At 68.9% G+C, this 18,324-nt stretch carries 19 protein-coding genes; 12 read left to right on the top strand and 7 right to left on the bottom strand.

The window, feature by feature from the left end; all coding sequences use genetic code 11:
- Positions 1–124: 124 nt before the first annotated feature.
- Positions 125–2,089, top strand: a complete 1,965-nt coding sequence (locus EIZ44_RS07680) for a sensor histidine kinase (protein WP_134728100.1) — start codon at positions 125–127, stop codon at positions 2,087–2,089.
- Entirely contained in the window at positions 2,086–2,790 is a 705-nt protein-coding gene (locus EIZ44_RS07685; RefSeq protein ID WP_134728101.1) for a class I SAM-dependent methyltransferase, read from the top strand. Before EIZ44_RS07680 ends, EIZ44_RS07685 begins: the two co-directional genes overlap by 4 nt.
- Here the strand turns inward: EIZ44_RS07685 and ybaK are convergent.
- A complete protein-coding gene (gene ybaK / locus EIZ44_RS07690; protein ID WP_037816530.1) occupies positions 2,787–3,266 on the bottom strand; it encodes a Cys-tRNA(Pro) deacylase in 480 nt (159 codons plus the stop codon). The genes EIZ44_RS07685 and ybaK overlap by 4 nt on opposite strands.
- 189 nt (positions 3,267–3,455) lie before the next feature.
- On the opposite strand from ybaK, the gene EIZ44_RS07695 reads away from it, so the two are divergent.
- Entirely contained in the window at positions 3,456–4,082 is a 627-nt protein-coding gene (locus tag EIZ44_RS07695) for a sigma-70 family RNA polymerase sigma factor (RefSeq protein ID WP_037355674.1), read from the top strand.
- Positions 4,079–4,402 (top strand): mycothiol system anti-sigma-R factor, encoded by a 324-nt coding sequence (gene rsrA / locus EIZ44_RS07700; protein ID WP_037816528.1) that lies wholly within the window; start codon positions 4,079–4,081, stop codon positions 4,400–4,402. The genes EIZ44_RS07695 and rsrA overlap by 4 nt, the downstream gene beginning before the upstream one ends.
- Positions 4,403–4,464: 62 nt before the next feature.
- On the opposite strand, the gene EIZ44_RS46245 is transcribed toward rsrA, so the two are convergent.
- Positions 4,465–4,539, bottom strand: a complete 75-nt coding sequence (locus tag EIZ44_RS46245) for a 50S ribosomal protein bL37 (protein ID WP_098515123.1) — start codon at positions 4,537–4,539, stop codon at positions 4,465–4,467.
- A gap of 192 nt (positions 4,540–4,731) precedes the next feature.
- Here EIZ44_RS46245 and EIZ44_RS07705 point away from each other — a divergent pair, with 192 nt between their 5' ends.
- Both EIZ44_RS07705 and EIZ44_RS07710 read left to right on the top strand, forming a co-directional pair.
- A complete protein-coding gene (locus EIZ44_RS07705; protein WP_009082952.1) occupies positions 4,732–6,252 on the top strand; it encodes a sensor histidine kinase in 1,521 nt (506 codons plus the stop codon).
- Between the two features lie 101 nt (positions 6,253–6,353).
- Positions 6,354–7,256: a GNAT family N-acetyltransferase gene (locus EIZ44_RS07710; protein WP_240691250.1), complete on the top strand. Its 903-nt coding sequence runs from the start codon at positions 6,354–6,356 to the stop codon at positions 7,254–7,256.
- Positions 7,257–7,517: 261 nt separating this feature from the next.
- On the opposite strand, the gene EIZ44_RS07715 is transcribed toward EIZ44_RS07710, so the two are convergent.
- Positions 7,518–7,772 carry a WhiB family transcriptional regulator gene (locus tag EIZ44_RS07715; RefSeq protein WP_009082948.1) on the bottom strand — a complete coding sequence of 85 codons (255 nt, stop codon included), beginning with the start codon at positions 7,770–7,772 and terminating at the stop codon, positions 7,518–7,520.
- A gap of 271 nt (positions 7,773–8,043) precedes the next feature.
- The gene (locus tag EIZ44_RS07720) at positions 8,044–8,970 is read right to left on the bottom strand and encodes a diacylglycerol/lipid kinase family protein (RefSeq protein ID WP_037816524.1); all 927 of its coding nucleotides are present in this window, start codon (positions 8,968–8,970) and stop codon (positions 8,044–8,046) included.
- Between the two features lie 357 nt (positions 8,971–9,327).
- Here EIZ44_RS07720 and EIZ44_RS07725 point away from each other — a divergent pair, with 357 nt between their 5' ends.
- Together EIZ44_RS07725 and EIZ44_RS07730 are read left to right on the top strand one after the other, a co-directional pair.
- A complete protein-coding gene (locus EIZ44_RS07725) occupies positions 9,328–9,810 on the top strand; it encodes a hypothetical protein (RefSeq protein ID WP_037816520.1) in 483 nt (160 codons plus the stop codon).
- A gap of 120 nt (positions 9,811–9,930) precedes the next feature.
- Positions 9,931–11,514, top strand: coding sequence for an alpha/beta hydrolase (locus tag EIZ44_RS07730; RefSeq protein ID WP_134728102.1), 1,584 nt, complete (start codon positions 9,931–9,933; stop codon positions 11,512–11,514).
- Between the two features lie 51 nt (positions 11,515–11,565).
- Here EIZ44_RS07730 and EIZ44_RS07735 read toward each other — a convergent pair whose 3' ends face one another.
- Both EIZ44_RS07735 and EIZ44_RS07740 read right to left on the bottom strand, forming a co-directional pair.
- Positions 11,566–12,048 (bottom strand): GNAT family N-acetyltransferase, encoded by a 483-nt coding sequence (locus EIZ44_RS07735; RefSeq protein ID WP_134728103.1) that lies wholly within the window; start codon positions 12,046–12,048, stop codon positions 11,566–11,568.
- 1 nt (position 12,049) lies between these two features.
- Complete coding sequence (locus EIZ44_RS07740; RefSeq protein WP_134728104.1) at positions 12,050–12,640, bottom strand: acid phosphatase; 591 nt, start codon at positions 12,638–12,640, stop codon at positions 12,050–12,052.
- An 86-nt stretch (positions 12,641–12,726) separates the two neighbouring features.
- On the opposite strand from EIZ44_RS07740, the gene EIZ44_RS07745 reads away from it, so the two are divergent.
- Entirely contained in the window at positions 12,727–13,203 is a 477-nt protein-coding gene (locus EIZ44_RS07745) for a hotdog fold domain-containing protein (protein WP_037816508.1), read from the top strand.
- 124 nt (positions 13,204–13,327) lie between these two features.
- The gene (locus tag EIZ44_RS07750; protein ID WP_043832876.1) at positions 13,328–14,950 is read left to right on the top strand and encodes a GMC oxidoreductase; all 1,623 of its coding nucleotides are present in this window, start codon (positions 13,328–13,330) and stop codon (positions 14,948–14,950) included.
- Here the strand turns inward: EIZ44_RS07750 and EIZ44_RS07755 are convergent.
- A complete protein-coding gene (locus EIZ44_RS07755) occupies positions 14,947–15,555 on the bottom strand; it encodes a dTDP-4-dehydrorhamnose 3,5-epimerase family protein (protein WP_134728105.1) in 609 nt (202 codons plus the stop codon). The genes EIZ44_RS07750 and EIZ44_RS07755 overlap by 4 nt on opposite strands.
- A gap of 373 nt (positions 15,556–15,928) precedes the next feature.
- Here EIZ44_RS07755 and EIZ44_RS07760 point away from each other — a divergent pair, with 373 nt between their 5' ends.
- A complete protein-coding gene (locus EIZ44_RS07760) occupies positions 15,929–17,110 on the top strand; it encodes an NAD(P)-dependent malic enzyme (protein ID WP_037816832.1) in 1,182 nt (393 codons plus the stop codon).
- A gap of 106 nt (positions 17,111–17,216) precedes the next feature.
- A complete protein-coding gene (locus EIZ44_RS07765) occupies positions 17,217–18,092 on the top strand; it encodes a TIGR03620 family F420-dependent LLM class oxidoreductase (RefSeq protein WP_134728106.1) in 876 nt (291 codons plus the stop codon).
- Positions 18,093–18,324: the final 232 nt, after the last annotated feature.

Here is an 18,324-nt window from a genome sequence, read left to right on the forward strand (position 1 = left end):
CGGGTCCGGTCCCAGAACTCTCGCGGGCCGCGCTGTCCCGGAACATCCGGCAGTCCTGGCGTCGCGATGGAGGTTTGCCTCTACCGGCGCGTCCGGCGACCATGGTGGCCACTGGGGAGGGAATATGCGGTGGTTGCTCCGCGGGTCCGCGCTGATCGGCGCGATCTGTGTGCTCTGGTCGGTGGTCGCGGCGTTGACCGTGCTGGACAGCCCGCTCACGGTGGCGGTCGCGGTCGCCGGGCCGCTGCCGAGCTGGCTGGTCGGGGTTTTCGCGTGGCGGCTCGCGCCGCGGCATCCGGTCGCGCGGCAGGCACTCGCGACGGGCGTGCTGTTCGCGATGCTGACGGCCGTCGCGTTCCTCGCCGCCGCGGCGGGGAACGCGTTCGATTTCGTTCAGCTGCCCCGGATGTGGCGAGTGCTGATCGGAGGGATCGCGGCCGTCCTCATCGTGGCCGTGGTCCGGCTGGTGGGGTTGCTGCCGGACGGGCGTTATCGGTTCGCCTGGGAGAAGGCAGTGCTGCGCTCGCTGTGGCTGGTGGTGCCTTTCGCGCTGGTGCTCACCTACGTGGGCGGGCCGCTTCCGATCAGCCCGATTCCGCTGGGCCTGTGGCTGCTCGTACTGGGGCCGGTTCTGCTGGCCGCGCGGTATTTCCAGCTGCCGCGGGCACAACGGCGGCTCTTGCGCTGGCTGCTGGGAATGGCGGTGCTCGTCGGCACGACGGTGCTGGTGCCGCTGGTCATGGCGAGCAGGCTGGGGCCGCGCCCGCTCACGCCGATCCTCGTCTTGGCGGCGACGACGGCCGTTCCGGTCGCGCTGACGGCGGCGGCTTTTCGCTACCGGATGCTCGGCGTCGAGGTCCGGCGTTCGACCCGGTACCGGTTGCTCTGGCTGCTCATCGCGTTGTGGTACATCGGCGTGGTGGCCGGGTTGAGCCTCGCCGCGAGCCGCTTCCTCTCGCTCTGGCCCGCGATGCTGGTCACGGTCGCCGCGACTCTGGCGGTGCTGCCGATCCAGGCGCGGCTTTCCCGCGCCGCTGCCCGGCGGGTGTTCGGACGCCGGCCCAGCAGCTACGAACTCCTGGTGCACTTCGGCGGGACGCTGGAGCAGGCATTCGACCTGCCCGCGCTCGCCGATCAGCTGGCCGGCGGGCTGCGCGAGGTCCTGGACCTGAGCTGGGCACGGGTGCGCCTGCGGTCGCCGGAGCCGGTCGTCGCGATCGCGGGCGAACCGGGTGCGGCTGTTCGGCTGGAGGTGGTGCTCCGACACGGTGGCGCCGACCTCGGCGTGCTCGAATGCGGTGGCAAAACCGAGGGAGAGTTCACCGCCTCGGACGAAGAACTGGTCGCGACCCTCGCCCGGCAGAGCGCACTGGCGGTGCACAACGCCAGGCTTTCCGCGGAACTCTCGGCCCGGCTGGACCAGATCGAACGCCAGGCCAGCGAGCTGGAGGCGTCGCGAGCCCGCATCGTGCACGCCCAGGACAACGAGCGGCGGCGGATCCAGCGGCGGCTGCACGACGGCATCCAGCAGGAGCTGATCGTCCTGCTGACCTCGCTTCGGCTTGCCCGCAACCAGCTCCGGCGGGATCCCGGCCAGGTCGATCCGGCACTCGGCGAGGCGCAGGAGGCGCTCTGCCGCGTCGTCGAGGAAGTCCGCGAGGCGGCGCACCGCATTCACCCGGCAGAGCTGACCGATCAGGGCTTGGCGGCCGCGGTGGAATCCCGTGCGCGCCGGATGCCGGTCCCCGTCGAGGTCGACGCCGATCCGGACGTGCGGGCCACCCGGTTCTCCGTCGATCTCGAGGAAGCCGCTTATTTCATCGTCTCCGAGGCGCTGGCCAACGTGCTCAAACACGCCCAGGCCACTCAGGTGACCATCCGGCTTTCGCTTCAGGCAGGGGAGCTGTTCCTGGAAATCCGCGACAACGGCCGCGGCTTCCCTCCGGATGCCCGCCCGGCCGGATTGCACGATCGCGCGGACACTGTCGGCGGCAGGTTGACGATCATCAGCGGGGCGGGCTCGGGCACTGCGGTGCGTGCCCAGCTGCCGGTCCGGGAAAGCGCATCCGTGCCAGGGTGGAGTCCATGACTGCCAACGACTACGACACGTTCGGCGAGGCCTACGCGATCGAAACCGAGCACAGTCTCATCAACGCCTACTACACCCGCCCCGCGATTCTCGATCTCGCTGGCGACGTGGCAGGCCGGAAGATCCTCGACGCGGGCTGCGGTGCCGGACCGCTGGCAGCTTCGCTGCGGGAACGCGGCGCGGACGTGAGCGGTTTCGATTTCAGCGTCACCATGGTCGAGCTCGCCCGGAAAAGACTCGGCGCGGACGCGGACCTCCGGGTGGCCGACATCAGCCAGCCGCTGCCGTACGCCGACCAGCAGTTCGACGACGTCATCGCGGTCCTGGTGCTGCATTACCTGGAGGACTGGACCGCCCCGCTGGCCGAGCTGCGGCGGATCATCCGGCCCGGCGGACGGCTGATCCTGGCCGTCAACCACCCGGTTCTCTACAAATTCGTCCATCCCGAGGGCAATTACTTCGCCGTCGAACGATGGTCCGAGGAGTACACCTTCAACGGGCAAAAGGGCGTCCTCGAGTACTGGCACCGTCCGCTGCACGCGATGACCGACGACTTCGCCAAAGCCGGGTTCCGCATCTCAGTGGTCAGCGAGCCGTACCCGGCCGAGGGGGCGAAGGAGAAGTTCCCCGAGGAAATGCAGGGTAAGGAAGCTTTCCTCTGCTTCCTGTTCTTCGTCCTCGAAGTACCCGAAGCCGCTTAGCCCGCCGCGATCCCGGCCACGACCGCGCCGGTCAGCCGGACCAGTTCGGCCGGGTCCAGTTCCACCTCGAGACCGCGCCGGCCGCCGGAGCAGAACATCGTCGGGTGGTCCAGCGCCGAGCCGTCCAGGACCACGGGCAGGCGGCTCCGGTGGCCGAGCGGCGAGATCCCGCCGAGCACGTATCCGGTGGCCCGCTGGGCCGCGGCCGGGTCGGCCATTTTCGCCTTTTTGCCCCCGGCCGCCGCGGCGAGCGCCTTCAGGTCCAGCTGGCCGGTGACCGGCACCACGCCGACGACCAGTTTTCCGTCCACGTCCGCGACCAGCGTTTTGAACACCCGGCCGGGCTCGAGGCCCAGCGCTTCCACCGCCTCCAGGCCGAACGACTCGGCCCGGGGATCGTGGTCGTAGGTGTGCACGGTGTGCGCCACCTTCTGCTTCTGCAGCAGCGCCGTCGCCGGAGTGCCCTTGCCCGCCATGACGGCGAGTCTACGAAACAGCTCGGGAATGCCTGGTCGGCACACTCTGTTGAAGACAGCGTGACCACCACGCTCGCCACCCCCCGCCCCGCAAGGAGCCGTCCCGGGACCGGCTTTCCGAATCCCCGCGTAAACTCGGTGCTGCCGTATGCGCAGACGCGCATCGACGCCGAACGGGAAGGGAACGGTTTGCCGAGCACCCCCAACTCCGCGCCGGAGACGGCGGCCGACGAACTGGAGCTCGCCGAGCGCTTCGAGCGCGACGCGATGCCCCTGCTCGACCAGCTATACGCGGCCGCGATGCGGATGACCCGCAACCCGTCCGACGCCGAGGACCTGGTCCAGGAAACCTACCTGAAGGCGTACGCGGCGTTCGCGTCCTTCAAGGCGGGCACGAACCTCAAGGCGTGGATGTACCGCATCCTCACCAACACCTACATCAACGGCTACCGCAAGCGTCAGCGGCAGCCGGTGCAGCAGCCGACGGACGAGATCAGCGACTGGCAGATCGCTCGTGCGGAAAGCCACACCTCGAGCGGCCTTCGCTCGGCCGAGGTCGAGGCGATGGACAACCTGCCGGACACCGACGTCAAGGCCGCTTTGCAGAAGCTGCCCGAGGAGTTCCGGCTCGCGGTCTACCTCGCCGACGTCGAGGGCTTCGCGTACAAGGAGATCGCCGAGATCATGGACACTCCGATCGGCACCGTGATGTCCAGGCTGCACCGCGGCCGCGCCCAGCTGCGCGACCTGCTGGCCGACGTCGCGCGCGAGCGCGGCTTCATCCGGGGCAACCGCGAGGAGGTGGCGAAACGATGAGCTCGGAAGACGTGCCCGCGGAGAAGATGCCCTGCGAGGACGCGCTCGCGGAGATCTACCTGCTGCTGGACCGCGAGTGCAGTCCGGAGCGGGACGCGGAACTGCGCAGGCACATCGAGGACTGCCCGCCGTGCCTCGAGGAGTACGGCATCGACGAGCAGATCAAGCACCTGCTGGCCCGCAAATGCGGCGGCGACCTCGCCCCGGCGGAGCTGAAGAGCAGGTTGCGCGCCTCCATCCGGCAGACCGTCGCCACGCAGGGCGGCGTCACCGTGGAGCGCACCGAGATCACCGTGGAGCAGCGCACCAGCCGCGACTGACCACACGACAACGGCCCCCGTACCGATCCGGTGCGGGGGCCGTGTCACGTCCGGGCGCGGACTCAGGCGTTGGGCTTCTTGCCGTGGTTGGCGCCGTTCTTCTTGCGGTCGCGACGCTTGCGGGCGCGCTTCGACATGTTCTCTCCTCGGGTGTCCGCTGCATGTCCCGGGGCGGGGTTCGACACACCGGCCGGAACGGGTCAACCGTTCCAGTGTGTCATGTGGCCGCTGAGCTCCTCGGCGGCACCCGCGCCTACGCTCTGGTTGGATGAACTCAGGAGGTGCGCAGGCATGAACGAACACACCGCATTCGAGGGCGGCCGGTAGCCGTGTCGACCCTTTCCGACCTGCTCGCCGAGAACACCGGCCTCCCCGGCGAAGCGGCCGACCACCTGCAGACCGTCGTCGCGGAGTGGCAGCTGCTCGCCGACCTTTCGTTCGCCGACTTCCTGCTCTGGGTCCCGGTTTCCGCCGAGCACCAGCCCGACGGCGGCGATTTCGTGTGCGTCGCGCACGCCCGGCCGACCACCGCGCCCACCGCGCATCCTGAGGACGTCGTCGGCACCCGGTTCACCGTGGACGAGCACCCGCAGTTGGCCAAGGCCATGCGCGAGGTCAAGATCTGCCGCGAGGAAGACCCGCATTGGTACCGCGACCTGCCGATGCGCCGCGAGGCGGTGCCGGTGAGCTTCGGCGGCGAGGTGATCGCCGTGCTGAGCCGCGAGACCAACCTCGCCGCGCCGCGCGTGCCGAGCCCGCTGGAGATCGCGTACCTCGGCAGCGCGGGCGACCTGTGCCAGATGATCGTGGATGGCACCTTCCCGCCCGCCGGCGGCAACCAGACCGACACGCACACCAGCCCGCGCGTCGGCGACGGTCTCGTCCGGCTCGACCAGGCGGGCACGGTCGTGTTCGCCAGCCCGAACGGCCTGTCCGCCTACCACCGGATGGGCCACGAATCCGACCTCGTCGGGCAGCGGCTGGCCCCGCTCACCCGGTCGCTGATCCGCGACCCGTTCGACGCCACCGAGGTGTCGCACCGGATCATCGAGGCCCTCGACGGCAAGCCGTCCACCCGCACCGAGGCCGACTCGAAGCGCGGCGCGGTCGTGCTGTTCCGTGCGCTGCCGCTGCGCCCGGCCGGACAGCCCGCGGGCGCGTTGGTGCTGGTCCGCGACGTCACCGAGGTCAAGCGCCGCGACCGCGCGCTGATGTCGAAGGACGCCACGATCCGCGAGATCCACCACCGGGTGAAAAACAACCTGCAGACCGTCGCCGCGCTGCTGCGGCTCCAGTCGCGGCGCACCACGAGCGAGGAGGCCCGGCTGGCGCTGGGCGAATCGGTGCGGCGGGTGTCGTCGATCGCGATGGTGCACGAGGCGCTGTCGATCTCCGTCGACGAACGCGTGGACCTGGACAAACTGCTCGACAACGTGCTCCCGATGGTCGGCGAGGTCGCCACCGCGGAATCGAAGGTCGGGATGACCCGCAAGGGCTCGTTCGGCGTGGTCGTGGCCGAGATCGCGACGCCGCTGGTGATGGTGCTCGCCGAACTCGTGCAGAACGCGATCGAGCACGCGTTTCCGCAGGGCAGGCCGGGCAAGGTCGAGCTGATCGTGGAGCGGTCGGCGCGCTGGCTGGACATCCTGATCCGCGACAACGGCCGCGGCCTGCCGTCCGGGTTCTCGCTGGAGCGCAGCGACGGGCTCGGGCTGCAGATCGTGCGGACGCTGGTGGAATCGGAGCTGCGCGGGTCGCTTTCGCTGCGCCAGGTCCGCACCGACGAGGCGGGCAACCGGGTGCCGGGCACCGAGGCGGCGCTGCGGATTCCGTTGTCGCGGCGGCTCTAGAAAATCCGGCGACAGCCCGCAGGCGCCGGATTACTGTCCGGCGCCTGCCTGCCCTCGAGTGGCGCCCGCTCACGAAAGCGGACGCCCAGTCCTCGGCCGATCTGCTCAACGCCATCGAAACGGCCGACCTGATCGGCGAGAACTACACCGCCGACGACACTCTCCAAGAGCTGATCGACCCGTTCTCCGATCTCGAACGCGCGAGCCTCGCCGCGTTCGACGGCGACCGGATGGTCGGCTACGTGAAGACCCGGTACAAGCAGCATCCCGAGGAAATCCACCGGGTCTTCCTCGACGGCGGGGTCCATCCGGACTATCGCCGCCAGGGGATCGGCACCAGGCTGGTGGAAGCCGGGATCGCGGGGGCGAAGACGGTGCACGAGCTGCACCATCCGACGCTGAAGCTCGCCGTCGACATCCACAAGGCCGAGCACATCGCCGGGACGAAAGAACTCTTTGCCGCGCAAGGTTTTTCGCCCGCTCGCTGGTTCCAGCGCATGGAACATCCACTCGGGACGGCCGGCGAAGCGCCGCTCCCGGACGGATTCCAAGCGGAACAGTGGACCCGGGACCTCGACGAGGAGTTTCGGCTCGTCCGCAACGAGTCCTTTTCAGACCACTGGGGCGCGACCCCGGTGAACGCGGAAGCGTGGCAGAACAAGTTCACCAACCACACTCTTCAGCCCGAGATCAGTTTTCTGCTGCGGGACAAGGCAACCGGCGTTCCGGTGAGTCTCGTGCTGACCCTGTCCTGGGCAGCCGACACCGAAGCGACCGGAATTCGCGACGCGCACTTCATGGTGATCGGCACCATTCCCGGCTACCGGAACCGAGGACTGGCCAGCGCGGCCATCGCACACGCGTTGCGGGCTGCCGCGGAGCACGGGTACGACCAAGCCAGCCTCACCGTGGACACGGCGAGCGCGGCCGGGGCTCCCGGAGTTTTCGAGCGCGCCGGGTTCACGCCGAAGATGCGTTACGTGCGCTGGGCACGCGAAGCCTGAGTGTCCACATCGGACCCCAGACGCGGTGAAGGGCCGGTACCAGTGAAGCTCGGCGGTACCGGCCCGTTCAACGTTCCGCGGGAGGACTTGGATAGTCCTTGGCGAGGCGGCACCCGGATGCGGGGTGGCCGACCTCGGTTGTTACGCTCAAACCGGGTATATGTCGCCATGTGCGGCACGGGCACGCGAATGCCCGCCGGGCGAAAGTCCGGTCCGAGGTGGTGCAGCTGATGCTGGGTACTGCAGCTGAGTCGAAAAGACTCAGGCGGTGGTACGCGTGCCGATGTGCGTACGGCGGCGCTTGAGCGCGCGTCGCTCGTCTTCGCTCATTCCGCCCCAGACGCCTGCGTCCTGGCCGCTGGCCAGAGCCCAGGCCAGGCAGTCGGAAGCCGCGGGGCAGCGGTGGCACACGGCCTTCGCCTCGGAGACCTGCAACAGAGCCGGACCGCTGGTTCCCACCGGGAAGAACAGCTCGGGGTCCTCGTCTCGGCAGGCCGCGTCGTGGCGCCAGTCCATGTTCGTGAGCTCCTTCACAGTGACGCGGGAGGGCCGCGCCACAGTAGTGGCGGTCGTGTTTTTGGGTGCTTGTGAATGCTTTCACGAAGCACCGCGTTCGACAAGGGTTTCGACAAGATCGGTGAGTCAGCTCACCCGGCCGAGCTATGCCTCTGACCTGCGGTTTCGTTCTGAAAAGCTCCGCTCGCCGGAAGGCCGGTGCGGTGAACGGAGGGTTTGCGTCGCCGAGCGGCAGAACGCACTTTGCCGCGGGCGATCAGTGGTCGCTCGGCTACCCGACTACGGTGAGTGCATCCGGAACGCTCTGAAACTCGACCCGGGTGCGTTGTCCGACGAGGTCCCCGTCGACCTGGAAGTTGACCGGTTCAGCTGCGTCGATGCGGATCAGAGGCACATCGTCGCGACGGAGCAGACGGCGGCCGTGCTGATCGCTCTCCGTGAGCAGAGCTTGCCGTACATGCGTGAACACGGTGGGCAATCGCAGACCGTTCAACGCGAACAGGCCCAATCCGGTCTCGAACGAGCAGCCGGAGTTGAGGTGGACCGGACGTTCCCCGAGGTAAGTCCACGGATCGGTGTTCGACACGAACGCGGTCACCGCCTCGGCCGGCTCCTCGCCCGGGATCCGGACGGTGAGCGCCGGCCGCCCGAGCGGCGGGCGGAAGTAGGAGCGCACCGCGGCCCGCAGATAGAGGCTCGCGCTGGTTTGCTTGCCGCGTCGTTTCGCGACGCGGCCGACGACGTCGGCGTCCCAGCCGAGGCCCGCGTTGAAGGTGAACCAGTGCCCGTCGGCCAGTCCGAGGCCGATCCGCCGGGTCCGTTCGGTTTCCAGTGCGTTGAGCAGCTGGTGGGTCGCCTCGACCGGATCGGCGGGAAGGCCGACCGCGCGGGCGAACACGTTGGCGGAGCCGCCCGGCACGACACCGAGCATCGGGACGGACCCGGAGCGTCCGGGCGCGCCCGCGGTATCGGCGAGGAGACCGTTGACGACCTCGTTGACCGTGCCGTCGCCGCCGTGGGCCACGACCAGGTCGAAACCGTCGCGGGCCGCCGAACGGGCCACCGCGAGCGCGTGCCCGCGGTAGTCGGTTTCGACGACGTCGAGCTTCACCTGGCTGGCCAGCGCGTGCGCCAGCACGTCCCGGCCACCCGCGGTGGTCGAGGTGGCCTGGGGGTTCACGACGAGGATGGCGCGCACTACCGCAGGGTAAGTGCTTTCCGCCCGGCGGACGTACCTCCAGCGCCACATGGTGACGCGAAGCTCAGCCGCTCGCGCGCGCCGTCCCGGCTCGGTGACCTGTGGCGACCCTGTGGCGGGCGGTCCTCCTCTGCAGACGGCGAAAACTCCGCGCGTCGTGACAAGTGCACCCGGGCCGACCGCCCGCTCATCGACGACTACCCCGATTTTCTCCGCGGCCGCCGCCCCGGAAAACGGCCGACCGGGTGGCATACGATCAGTAGTGCTCACGCACGGTGACCCGCGCTGGTCGGGTGGCTGTGCCCCGGCGAAGCTCCCCGCAAAAGTCCCGCCCCAGCAGCTGAAAGGGCCGCGCCCGTGTCGCATCCCGAGAACCCGCCGCCCACCCCGTTCGAGGTCCGCCTCGCGGGCGTCCTGACCGGAGTGCCCGGGATCGGCCTGCTGGTCTTCGGCGTGGTGCTGCTGGTGCACGGGCTGCAGAACCCGCCGATCCCGGGCAACAACGTGTGGGCCGAGTTCGGCACGTACGCGGTGCTGGCGGTGGTCTTCCTCGCCGCCTCGGTCGGGCTGCTGCTGGGCCAGACGTGGGCGCGGTCGCCCGGCGTCGTCGTGGCGCTGCTGCTGATCGGGGTCGGCTGGTACCTGCTCGGACCGTCCGGGCAGCCGCTGTGGGGCGTCCCGATCGGCCTGTGCGGGCTGGCGGCGCTGGTGCTGCTGTTCCGCCGCCCGTCGCGGGCGTGGGCGCTCGGAATGCACGACGACGAGACCGAGGAAGAGGCGGCCGAACGCGGCGGTCTCGCGGGGCGGCGGGCCGAGCGGGAGCGGCACGAACAGGACTGAACGACAGTGACGTCACGTCATAGCGGACAGGTGACGCGGCGGCACTGGTAGCGGCACCCCTCAGCCGATGGAATCGGGACTGCGCAACCGAATTCATCCGAATTCCGAAGAGGGGAACCCATGAGGAGACTGCGTCTCGTCGTGACCAGCACCGCGGTGGCGGGCGGGCTGCTTGCCGGGGCATTGCCCGCGGCCGCGGACGCCGCCGCGATCCCGGCCCGCTACGCCGGGCAGGCGCTGGACTGGCACGCCTGCGCGCCGGGCGAGCTGGCCGACCTGCCACCGGGCACCGACATCTCGGGCCTCGAATGCTCCGCCTATCGCACGCCCCGGGACTGGGACCGTCCGGACGACGGGCAGTACCTGACCATCGCGATCAGCAGGCTCAAATCCACCGGGGCCACGACGGCGTCGGTGCTCACCAACCCGGGCGGTCCCGGCGGCGCCGGCCGCTGGTTCCCGGCGATGCTGCGCGGACAGGGCAAACTGCGCGAGCACCAGGAGATCATCGGCATCGACACCCGCGGCACCGGCCGCAGCACCAACGTCACCTGCGGCGGCGCGGCCGACACCGGAGCCGATCTCGATCCGCGAGACCGCGATCCGCGCAATCTGAACCAGATCGTCGACGCGGTCCGGTACGTCGCGACCGCCTGCCATCGGGCCTCGGGCGAACTGGGGTCGCTGATCAGCACCTTCCAGAACGTCCGGGACCTCGACCTGCTGCGCACCCTGCTCGGCCGCGACCGGATCAACTGGATCGGGTACTCGGCGGGCACCTGGCTCGGCGCGCACTACGCCCAGCAGTTCCCGCAGCACACCGGCCGGTTCGTGCTCGATTCCTCGACCCAGTTCACCGGCTCCTGGCAGCAGTCGTTCGACTTCCAGCCGGCGGGTTACGAACGCCGCTGGCGGCAGGATTTCCTGCCGTGGCTGGCCCGCTACGACGCGAAGTTCCACTTCGGCACGACCGGCGAGGCGGCCCGGCAAACCTACGAAAGCGTCCGGTACGCGCTGACCCGCGAGCCGGTCGAGGTGAACGGCACGAAGCTCGGCGCGGTCGCGCTGGACTCCTTCATCGTCGGCGCGCTCAAGGCCAAGAGCCAGTTCCCGACGATCGCGACCGTGCTGGTCCGGGTCAAAACGCTGACCGACGCGCGGTCCTCGGCACAGGTCAAGGACGACGCTCGCGCGGCGCTCGGGAAGACGTTGTCGGAGGCGAAGAACACCAGTCCGATGGGCGTTGCGGTTCAGGCCGGTGCGGACGACGCGATGGTGTCGACGTTGATCACGACCCTGTGCAACGACGGGCCGTGGAAGGGCAACCGGCAGTCGCTGATCCGCCGGTCGCAGGAGTATCTCGACCAGGGCGTGACCGTGCACAGTTCGTTGTGGATGGGGCTCCAGGTCTGCGCCTTCTGGCCAGGGCAGCCGCGGCCGATGCCGGTGCTGAACGGGAAAGGCGTGCCGCCGGTGGTGATCGCGCAGTCCGAGCACGACCCGGCCACGCCGATCGAAGGTGCCCGGAAGGCGCACGCCGCGTTCCAGAACTCGCGGATGCTGACCGTCACCGGGGAAGGCGACCACGGGATCTACGGAATTGGCGGGAACAAGGCCGTGGACAAGGTGGTCGACGACTACCTGGTCGACGGGGTGGTGCCGAGGGACCAGAGCCTGCCGGGGCTGCCGTTGCCCACGCCGTAAAAGCTCGTGCGCGCCTAAGCCGGTTCTCACCGGCCTGGGCGCGCACGAGTCTCACGCCTCTTTGGCCAGCACCTGCAACGGTTCGTCAGTCAGCCGGTACACCGACCATTCGTCCTGCGGCAGCGCACCCAGTGCCCGGTAGAACCCGACCGCCGGGTTCCAGTTCAGCACCGACCACTCCAGCCGGTGGTAGCCCTTGTCCACGCATTCCGCGGCCAGCGTCGCCAGCAGCACCTTGCCGAGGCCCGAACCGCGTTGTTCCTCGCGCACGTACAGGTCTTCCAGGTAGATCCCGTGCGTGCCGCGCCAGGTCGAGAAGTTCAAGAACCACAAGGTGAATCCGGCTATCTCGCCGTCCGCTTCGGCCACGTGGCCGAACAGCGCCGGAGCCTCGCCGAACAGCGCGCCGTGCAACTGCTCGGCGGTGAGATGGCATTCCTGCGGGGCGCGTTCGTACTCGGCCAGTGCGTAGACGAGTTCCACGACGGCGTCGACGTCTTCCGGCCGGATCCGCCGTACGCGGGGGTCGGTCACTTCATCCCTCCAACGCGGGCAGCAGGTTCAGGTGTTCGATCTGCGGTTCGCCGCGCTCGTCGCCGAGCACCGCGAGACCGGCCGGGTCCAGTCCGAAGTGGACACCCGAGGCGCCGGGCAGGCCGAGCCAGCGCGCGACGAGCACGCGGCTGAAGTGCCCGTGCCCGACCAGGACGACGTCGCCGTTTTCGATTTCGCGCCGGGCGCGGTCGAGCACCTTGTCCGCGCGCGCCTGCACGTCGTCCGCGCTTTCGCCGCCGGGGACGGGATGGGTCCAGACGGTCCAGTCCGGAACCGTCTCGCGGATCGTCGGCGTGGTGACGCCTTCGTAGTCGCCGTAGTCCCATTCGGCCAGGTCTTCGGTGACCTCGTCCACGCGCAGGCCGGCGAGTTCCGCCGTGCGCAGCGCGCGGCCGCGCGGGCTGGAAAGCACCAGCCCGGGTCCGCCGAGCAGGGTCCGCAGGGTGCCGCCCGCCGCGCGCGCCTGGTCCTCGCCCGCCGGGGTCAGCGGGATGTCGGTGCGCCCGGTGTGCTTGCCGTTCGACGACCATTCGGTCTGGCCGTGCCGGAGAAGAAAGAGCCGATGTGCCACGCGGCCGAATATAGCCGGGGCGGGTTTGCCCGGCAGGTTCGTCGTGTGTAAGGCTACTGGTGAGTAACTTCACCTGGGAGGTGCCGATGGGTACGCCGTCGACGTACGGGCTGTGGCGCAAACTGGCCGCGAAACCGGGCGGCAAGCAGCTGTTTTCCGCCGCGATGTGCCTCCGGGTGCCCTACTTCGGCACCGTGCTGCCCAGCATCCGGGAGATCCGTCCCGGCCACTGTTCGGTGACCGCGCCGAAGTGGTGGGGTGTCCACAACCACATCCGGACCTTCCATGCGATCGCCGCCTGCAACCTCGCCGAGATCGCGATGGGCATGCTGGCCGAGGCCACCGTCCCGGCCACGCACCGGTGGCTGCCCAAGGGCATGGAAGTGAGGTACGTCGCGAAGGCCGAAACCGGGTTGCGGGCGATCGCCGAATTGCCGGAGATCCCCGAGTTCGGCGACAAGGGATTCGATCTTCCCGTTCCGGTGCGGATCGTGGACGCGCGCGGGACCGAGGTCGTCACCGCGACGATCACGGTGTGGGTCACGCCCCGGAAAGCCGCCTGACCGGCGAAAGCTGGACCTCCCGTTACCCCGGCCGAGTGAAACTTAACACCGTTTACTGGGCAAATGCGAATAGCGTTCGTTTTAGCCTTGCCAGGGTGCTCCGGGCCGCGTCAGCATGCCGGGCATGGCCTCCCTCAACCGTCGCCGATTTCTCGGCCTCGCCGCGCTGAACTCCGCCGCGGCCCTTGGACTGACCAGCATTTCGGCGACGACCGCGCGTGCCGCGACGCCTCCGCCGCTGCCGGACTACTCGCCCGCGGTGGTGATCGGCACCGGGTACGGCGCGGCGGTCACCGCGCTGCGGCTCGGCGAGGCGGGCGTGCCCACGGTGATGCTCGAAATGGGCCAGCTGTGGAACGAACCGGGCCCGGACGGCAAGGTCTTCTGCGACATGCTGAAGCCGGACCGGCGGTCGATGTGGTTCAAGAAGCGCACTGAAGCGCCGCTCGCGTCCTTCCTGTGGCTGGACGTCGCGAACCACGACATCGATCCGTACGCCGGGGTGCTGGACCGGGTGAACTACGGCGGGATGTCGGTGTACGTCGGGCGCGGCGTCGGCGGCGGGTCGCTGGTGAACGGCGCGATGGCGGTGCAGCCGAAGCGTTCGTACTTCGAGGAAATCCTGCCGAGGGTGAACGCCGACGAGATGTACGGCAAGTACTACCCGCGCGCCAACGCGGGCCTCGGCGTGAACCACATCGACGAGGACTGGTTCGAGACCTGCAAGTCGTACCAGTTCGCGCGCGTTTCCCGGAAAGCCGCGCAGAAAACCGGGTTGAAGACGACGTTCGTGCCGAGCGTCTACGACTTCGAGTACATGAAGAAGGAAGAGGCGGGCACGGTCGAACGCTCGGCGCTCGCGTCCGAGGTCATCTACGGCAACAACCACGGCAAACGCTCGCTGGACAAGACGTATCTCGCCGCCGCGCTCGGCACCGGGCACGTGACCATCCAGACGCTGCACGAGGTCCGCGAGATCATCCAGCAGCAGGACGGCACGTACACGCTGGTGGTGCGCGAGTCCGACGCGCTCGGCAATGTGCTCGCCACCAAGCACCTCTCCACGAAGTACCTGTTCCTCGGCGCGGGCAGCCTCGGCTCGACCGAACTGCTGGTGCGCGCCCGCGACACCGGACGGCTGCCGCGGCTGTCCGAGGCGGTCGGCCAGGGCTGGGGCACCAACGGCAACGTGATGCTCGGCCGCGCCAACCACGTGTGGGACACGACCGGCAGCCTCGAAGCCGGGATGCCCGCGCTCGGCATCGACGACTGGGACAACCCGACGCATCCGGTGTTCGCCGAGATCGCGCCGGTGCCCGCCGGGCTCGAAACGTGGGCGAGCCTGTACCTGGCGATCACCAAGAACCCCGAACGCGGCCATTTCGCCTACGACGCCGCCAGCGATTCGGCGAAACTGCAGTGGTCGCCGGACCAGGGGCAGCCGTCGATCGACGCGGCGAAATCGTTGTTCGACCGGATCAACAAGGCGAACTCCACGATCTACCGCTACGACCTCTTCGGCGACACGCGGGCGTTCGAGAACCGCTTCACCTACCACCCGCTCGGCGGATTGGTGCTCGGCGAAGCGACCGACGACTACGGCCGGGTGAAGGGGTACCGGAACCTGTATGTGACGGACGGTTCGCTGATTCCGGGCAGCACCGGCGTGAACCCGTTCGTGACGATCACCGCGCTGGCCGAGCGCAATATCGAACGGGTCATCGCCGAGGACGGCGTGCGCGCTTAGCGGTGCGCTGACCGCAGCTTTTCGTAGTACGCCACGCAATCGGCGTACGACGGCAGCAGGCCCTGGTCGAGCGCTTCGGCCAGGGTTGGCGCTGCTTTGTCCTTTTCGGACACAATGGGGGCCAGTCCGGTCGGCCACGGCAGGTCCAGCGCCGGGTCGAGCGGGTTGATGCCGTGCTCGCCCGCCGGGTTGTACGGCTCCGAGCAGAGATACGCCATCACGGTGTTGTCTTCCAGCGCGATGAAGGCGTGCCCGATGCCTTCCGCCACGTAGACGGCGCGGAACTCGGCCGCATCGAGCCGCGCCGCGTCCCATTCGCCGAACGTCGGCGAGCCGACGCGCAGGTCCACCACCACGTCCAGCAGCGACCCGCCCGGGCAGTAGACGTACTTTGCCTGTCCCGGCGGAGTGTCGGCGAAATGCACGCCGCGGATCGAACCCGCGCGCGAAACGCTGTGGTTCGTCTGCGCGACCCGAAGCGGATGCCCGGTCGCGCGGACCATCGCCTCTTCCTGGAACGGTGCGACGAACAGTCCGCGTTCGTCGGGGAACACGCGCGGGACGAACTCGAACGCGCCGGAGACCTTGAGCGGGCGGAAGTCCATGGTGGCCACCCTATCGAGTGCGTTTCCCGGACCCGGAACGGAACTGCTTCCAAAACCGGACGGACGTCTTGGGAATCGCGAATCTGTGACATGAGCCGCACCGAGGGGTCGGGGCCTGCCGGGGGCCTGTCATGATTGACGGACCGCAGCGTCGGCGGCCATCGCCACACCCCACGGATCGGATGGCCGCGCAGACGCCTCGCCGACAGGCCGGCGCTACCGCGCTGGGCTGCCGTCCGGAGGACGAGTTCCCACTCTCGACGGGCGCTTGCTCGCCCGTCAACCAGGTGGTCCCCCGCTCGCAGTCCCAGGAGTACGTTCGATGACCCAGACCCATCCGCCCGCTTCCCTCGATCCCACGACAGGTTCTCCGATGACCGACCAGGCCAGCAGCGTCGCGGCCGTGACCGACGCCGAGATCTTCACCGGGCACGAGGGCGGCAAGCTCTCCGTGGCGGCGACCCGGCCGATCTCCGACCCGCGCGACCTCTCGATCGCCTACACGCCCGGCGTGGCGAAGGTGAGCCGCGCGATCGCCGAGGACGCGGCCAAGGCGAAGCGGTACACCTGGGCGGACCGGCTCGTGGCAGTGGTCAGCGACGGCACCGCGGTGCTCGGCCTCGGGGACATCGGCGCGAGCGCGTCGCTGCCGGTCATGGAGGGCAAGTCGGTCCTCTTCAAAACCTTCGGCGGGCTGGATTCGATCCCGCTGGTGCTCGACACCACCGACGTCGACGAGATCGTCGAGACCCTGGTGCGGCTGCGCCCGTCGTTCGGCGCGGTCAACCTCGAGGACATTTCCGCGCCGCGCTGCTTCGAGCTGGAGGACAAGCTCAAGGAGGCGCTGGACTGCCCGGTCATGCACGACGACCAGCACGGCACCGCGATCGTCACCCTCGCCGCCCTGCGCGGCGCGAACCTGGTGCTCGACCGCGACATCGCCGGCGAGCGGGTCGTGGTCTCCGGTGCGGGCGCGGCTGGGGTGGCCTGCGCGAAGATCCTGCTCGCGGCCGGCGTCGCGGACGTGACGGTGCTCGACTCGCGCGGCATCGTGCACGCCGGGCGCGACGACCTGAACCCGATCAAGCGGCAGCTGGTCGAGACCACGAACAAGGCCGGGCTCACCGGCGGTCTCGCCGAGGCGCTGCGCGGAGCGGACGTGTTCCTCGGCCTGTCCGGTGCGACGATCGACCCGTCCCTGCTGTCGACGATGGCGGACGACTCGATCGTGTTCGCGCTGTCCAATCCGGACCCCGAGGTGCACCCTGCGGTCGCCGCACAGCACGCGGCGATCGTCGCGACCGGGCGGAGCGACTTCCCGAACCAGATCAACAACGTGCTGGCGTTCCCCGGCGTGTTCCGCGGCGCCCTCGACGCCGGCGCGCGGTCGATCACGGAGAACATGAAGCTGGCGGCCGCGGAGGCGATCGTGGCGGTGGCTTCGGATGATCTGGGGCCGGATCGGATCGTGCCCAGCCCGCTGGACCCGCGGGTCGCGCCTGAGGTGGCGGCCGCGGTGGCCAAGGCGGCTGAGCAGGATGGCGTGACTGGCTGAGGTTTTCTTGGGGAAGGGCTCTCCGGCTTTCTGGTGCCGGGGAGCCCTTCTTTGTGGGCTGGTTTTGGACTTGCCAGTCCATTTTTTCGTCGCCACGGTGGTCTTCATGGAGATCGGATTGCGTGGGTACGGCGTGTGGCAGGTCGGGGCGTTGACTACTCCGGCGATGGCTGCCGAGATCGAGCAGTTGGGGTATTCGGCGTTGTGGCTTGGCGGGCCTGGGGTGGATCTGGCCGGGATTGACGAGCTGCTGGCGGCTACCGAGTCGTTGGTGGTGGGGTCGAGCATCGTCAACGTGTGGTCGGGGGATCCGGCGGTGTTGGCTGAGTCGTATCAGCGGGTGGCTTCGCAGTTTCCCGGGCGGTTTGTGCTCGGGATCGGGGCTGGGCATCGGGAGCAGTCGGCGGGGTATGAGCGGCCGATGGATGCGGTTCGGCGATTTCTTGATGTGCTGGATGCGGGTGGGGTGCCGGTTTCCGGGCGGGTGCTGGCTGCGTTGGGGCCGAGGATGTTGGAGTTGGCTGCGGAGCGGGCTGGCGGGGCGGTGCCTTATTTGGTTCCGCCTCGGCATACTCGGGCGGCTCGGACGGTGTTGGGTGCTGGTGGGTTTTTGGCGCCGGAGCAGAAGGTTGTGGTGACTTCGGATCTGGTTCGGGCTCGGCGCGTGGCTCGGGGGCGGGTGGAGAATCCTTATTTGGGGTTGGGTAATTACACTCGCAATTTGCGGCGGTTGGGGTATTCGGCTGAGGATTTGGCCGGGGCTGGGTCTGATCGGTTGATTGACGATTTGGTGGCGTTGGGGGATGTTTCCGCGGTTGCTGTTCGGTTGGGGGAGCATCGGGCGGCTGGGGCGGATCATGTTGTGGTGCAGGTGGTTACGGAGAAGTATCAGCTGCATCCTGGGTTGCCGGGGGTGCGGTTGCAGGTTTATGACGATGAGGTGGTGGGGGTTTATCGGGGGTTGGCTGGGGAGTTGTTTTAGGGTTTTGGGCGGCTCGTCGCCTGGCGGCGACATTGCGCCCTGGCGTGCGGTGGGCACCCCGAAGCTTGATTGTGCTGACGGTCTGGGGTGGCTTGTCAAGGCGGGAAAGATGCCTTGACAAGCCACCCCAGACCGCAGGGGAGCTTCGTATCGGGGTGCGGGGGTGGTGTGGGTGCACTTCGAGTTGGGTGCATCGGTGGCGGTTTGCTTGAGGTGGGGGCTTGCGCCCCAA

This window comes from Amycolatopsis nivea (assembly GCF_004522235.1).
Classification (GTDB): Bacteria; Actinomycetota; Actinomycetes; order Mycobacteriales; family Pseudonocardiaceae; genus Amycolatopsis; species Amycolatopsis nivea.

Excerpts from the sequence above, each read along its gene's own strand:
- EIZ44_RS07680 (WP_134728100.1), top strand. The coding sequence starts at position 125 with ATGCGGTGGTTGCTCCGCGGGTCCGCGCTGATCGGCGCGATCTGTGTG.
- EIZ44_RS07685 (WP_134728101.1), top strand. The coding sequence starts at position 2,086 with ATGACTGCCAACGACTACGACACGTTCGGCGAGGCCTACGCGATCGAA.
- ybaK (WP_037816530.1), bottom strand. The coding sequence starts at position 3,266 with ATGGCGGGCAAGGGCACTCCGGCGACGGCGCTGCTGCAGAAGCAGAAG.
- rsrA (WP_037816528.1), top strand. The coding sequence starts at position 4,079 with ATGAGCTCGGAAGACGTGCCCGCGGAGAAGATGCCCTGCGAGGACGCG.
- EIZ44_RS07715 (WP_009082948.1), bottom strand. The coding sequence starts at position 7,772 with ATGGACTGGCGCCACGACGCGGCCTGCCGAGACGAGGACCCCGAGCTG.
- EIZ44_RS07730 (WP_134728102.1), top strand. The coding sequence starts at position 9,931 with ATGAGGAGACTGCGTCTCGTCGTGACCAGCACCGCGGTGGCGGGCGGG.
- EIZ44_RS07745 (WP_037816508.1), top strand. The coding sequence starts at position 12,727 with ATGGGTACGCCGTCGACGTACGGGCTGTGGCGCAAACTGGCCGCGAAA.
- EIZ44_RS07750 (WP_043832876.1), top strand. The coding sequence starts at position 13,328 with ATGGCCTCCCTCAACCGTCGCCGATTTCTCGGCCTCGCCGCGCTGAAC.
- EIZ44_RS07755 (WP_134728105.1), bottom strand. The coding sequence starts at position 15,555 with ATGGACTTCCGCCCGCTCAAGGTCTCCGGCGCGTTCGAGTTCGTCCCG.
- EIZ44_RS07760 (WP_037816832.1), top strand. The coding sequence starts at position 15,929 with ATGACCGACCAGGCCAGCAGCGTCGCGGCCGTGACCGACGCCGAGATC.
- EIZ44_RS07765 (WP_134728106.1), top strand. The coding sequence starts at position 17,217 with ATGGAGATCGGATTGCGTGGGTACGGCGTGTGGCAGGTCGGGGCGTTG.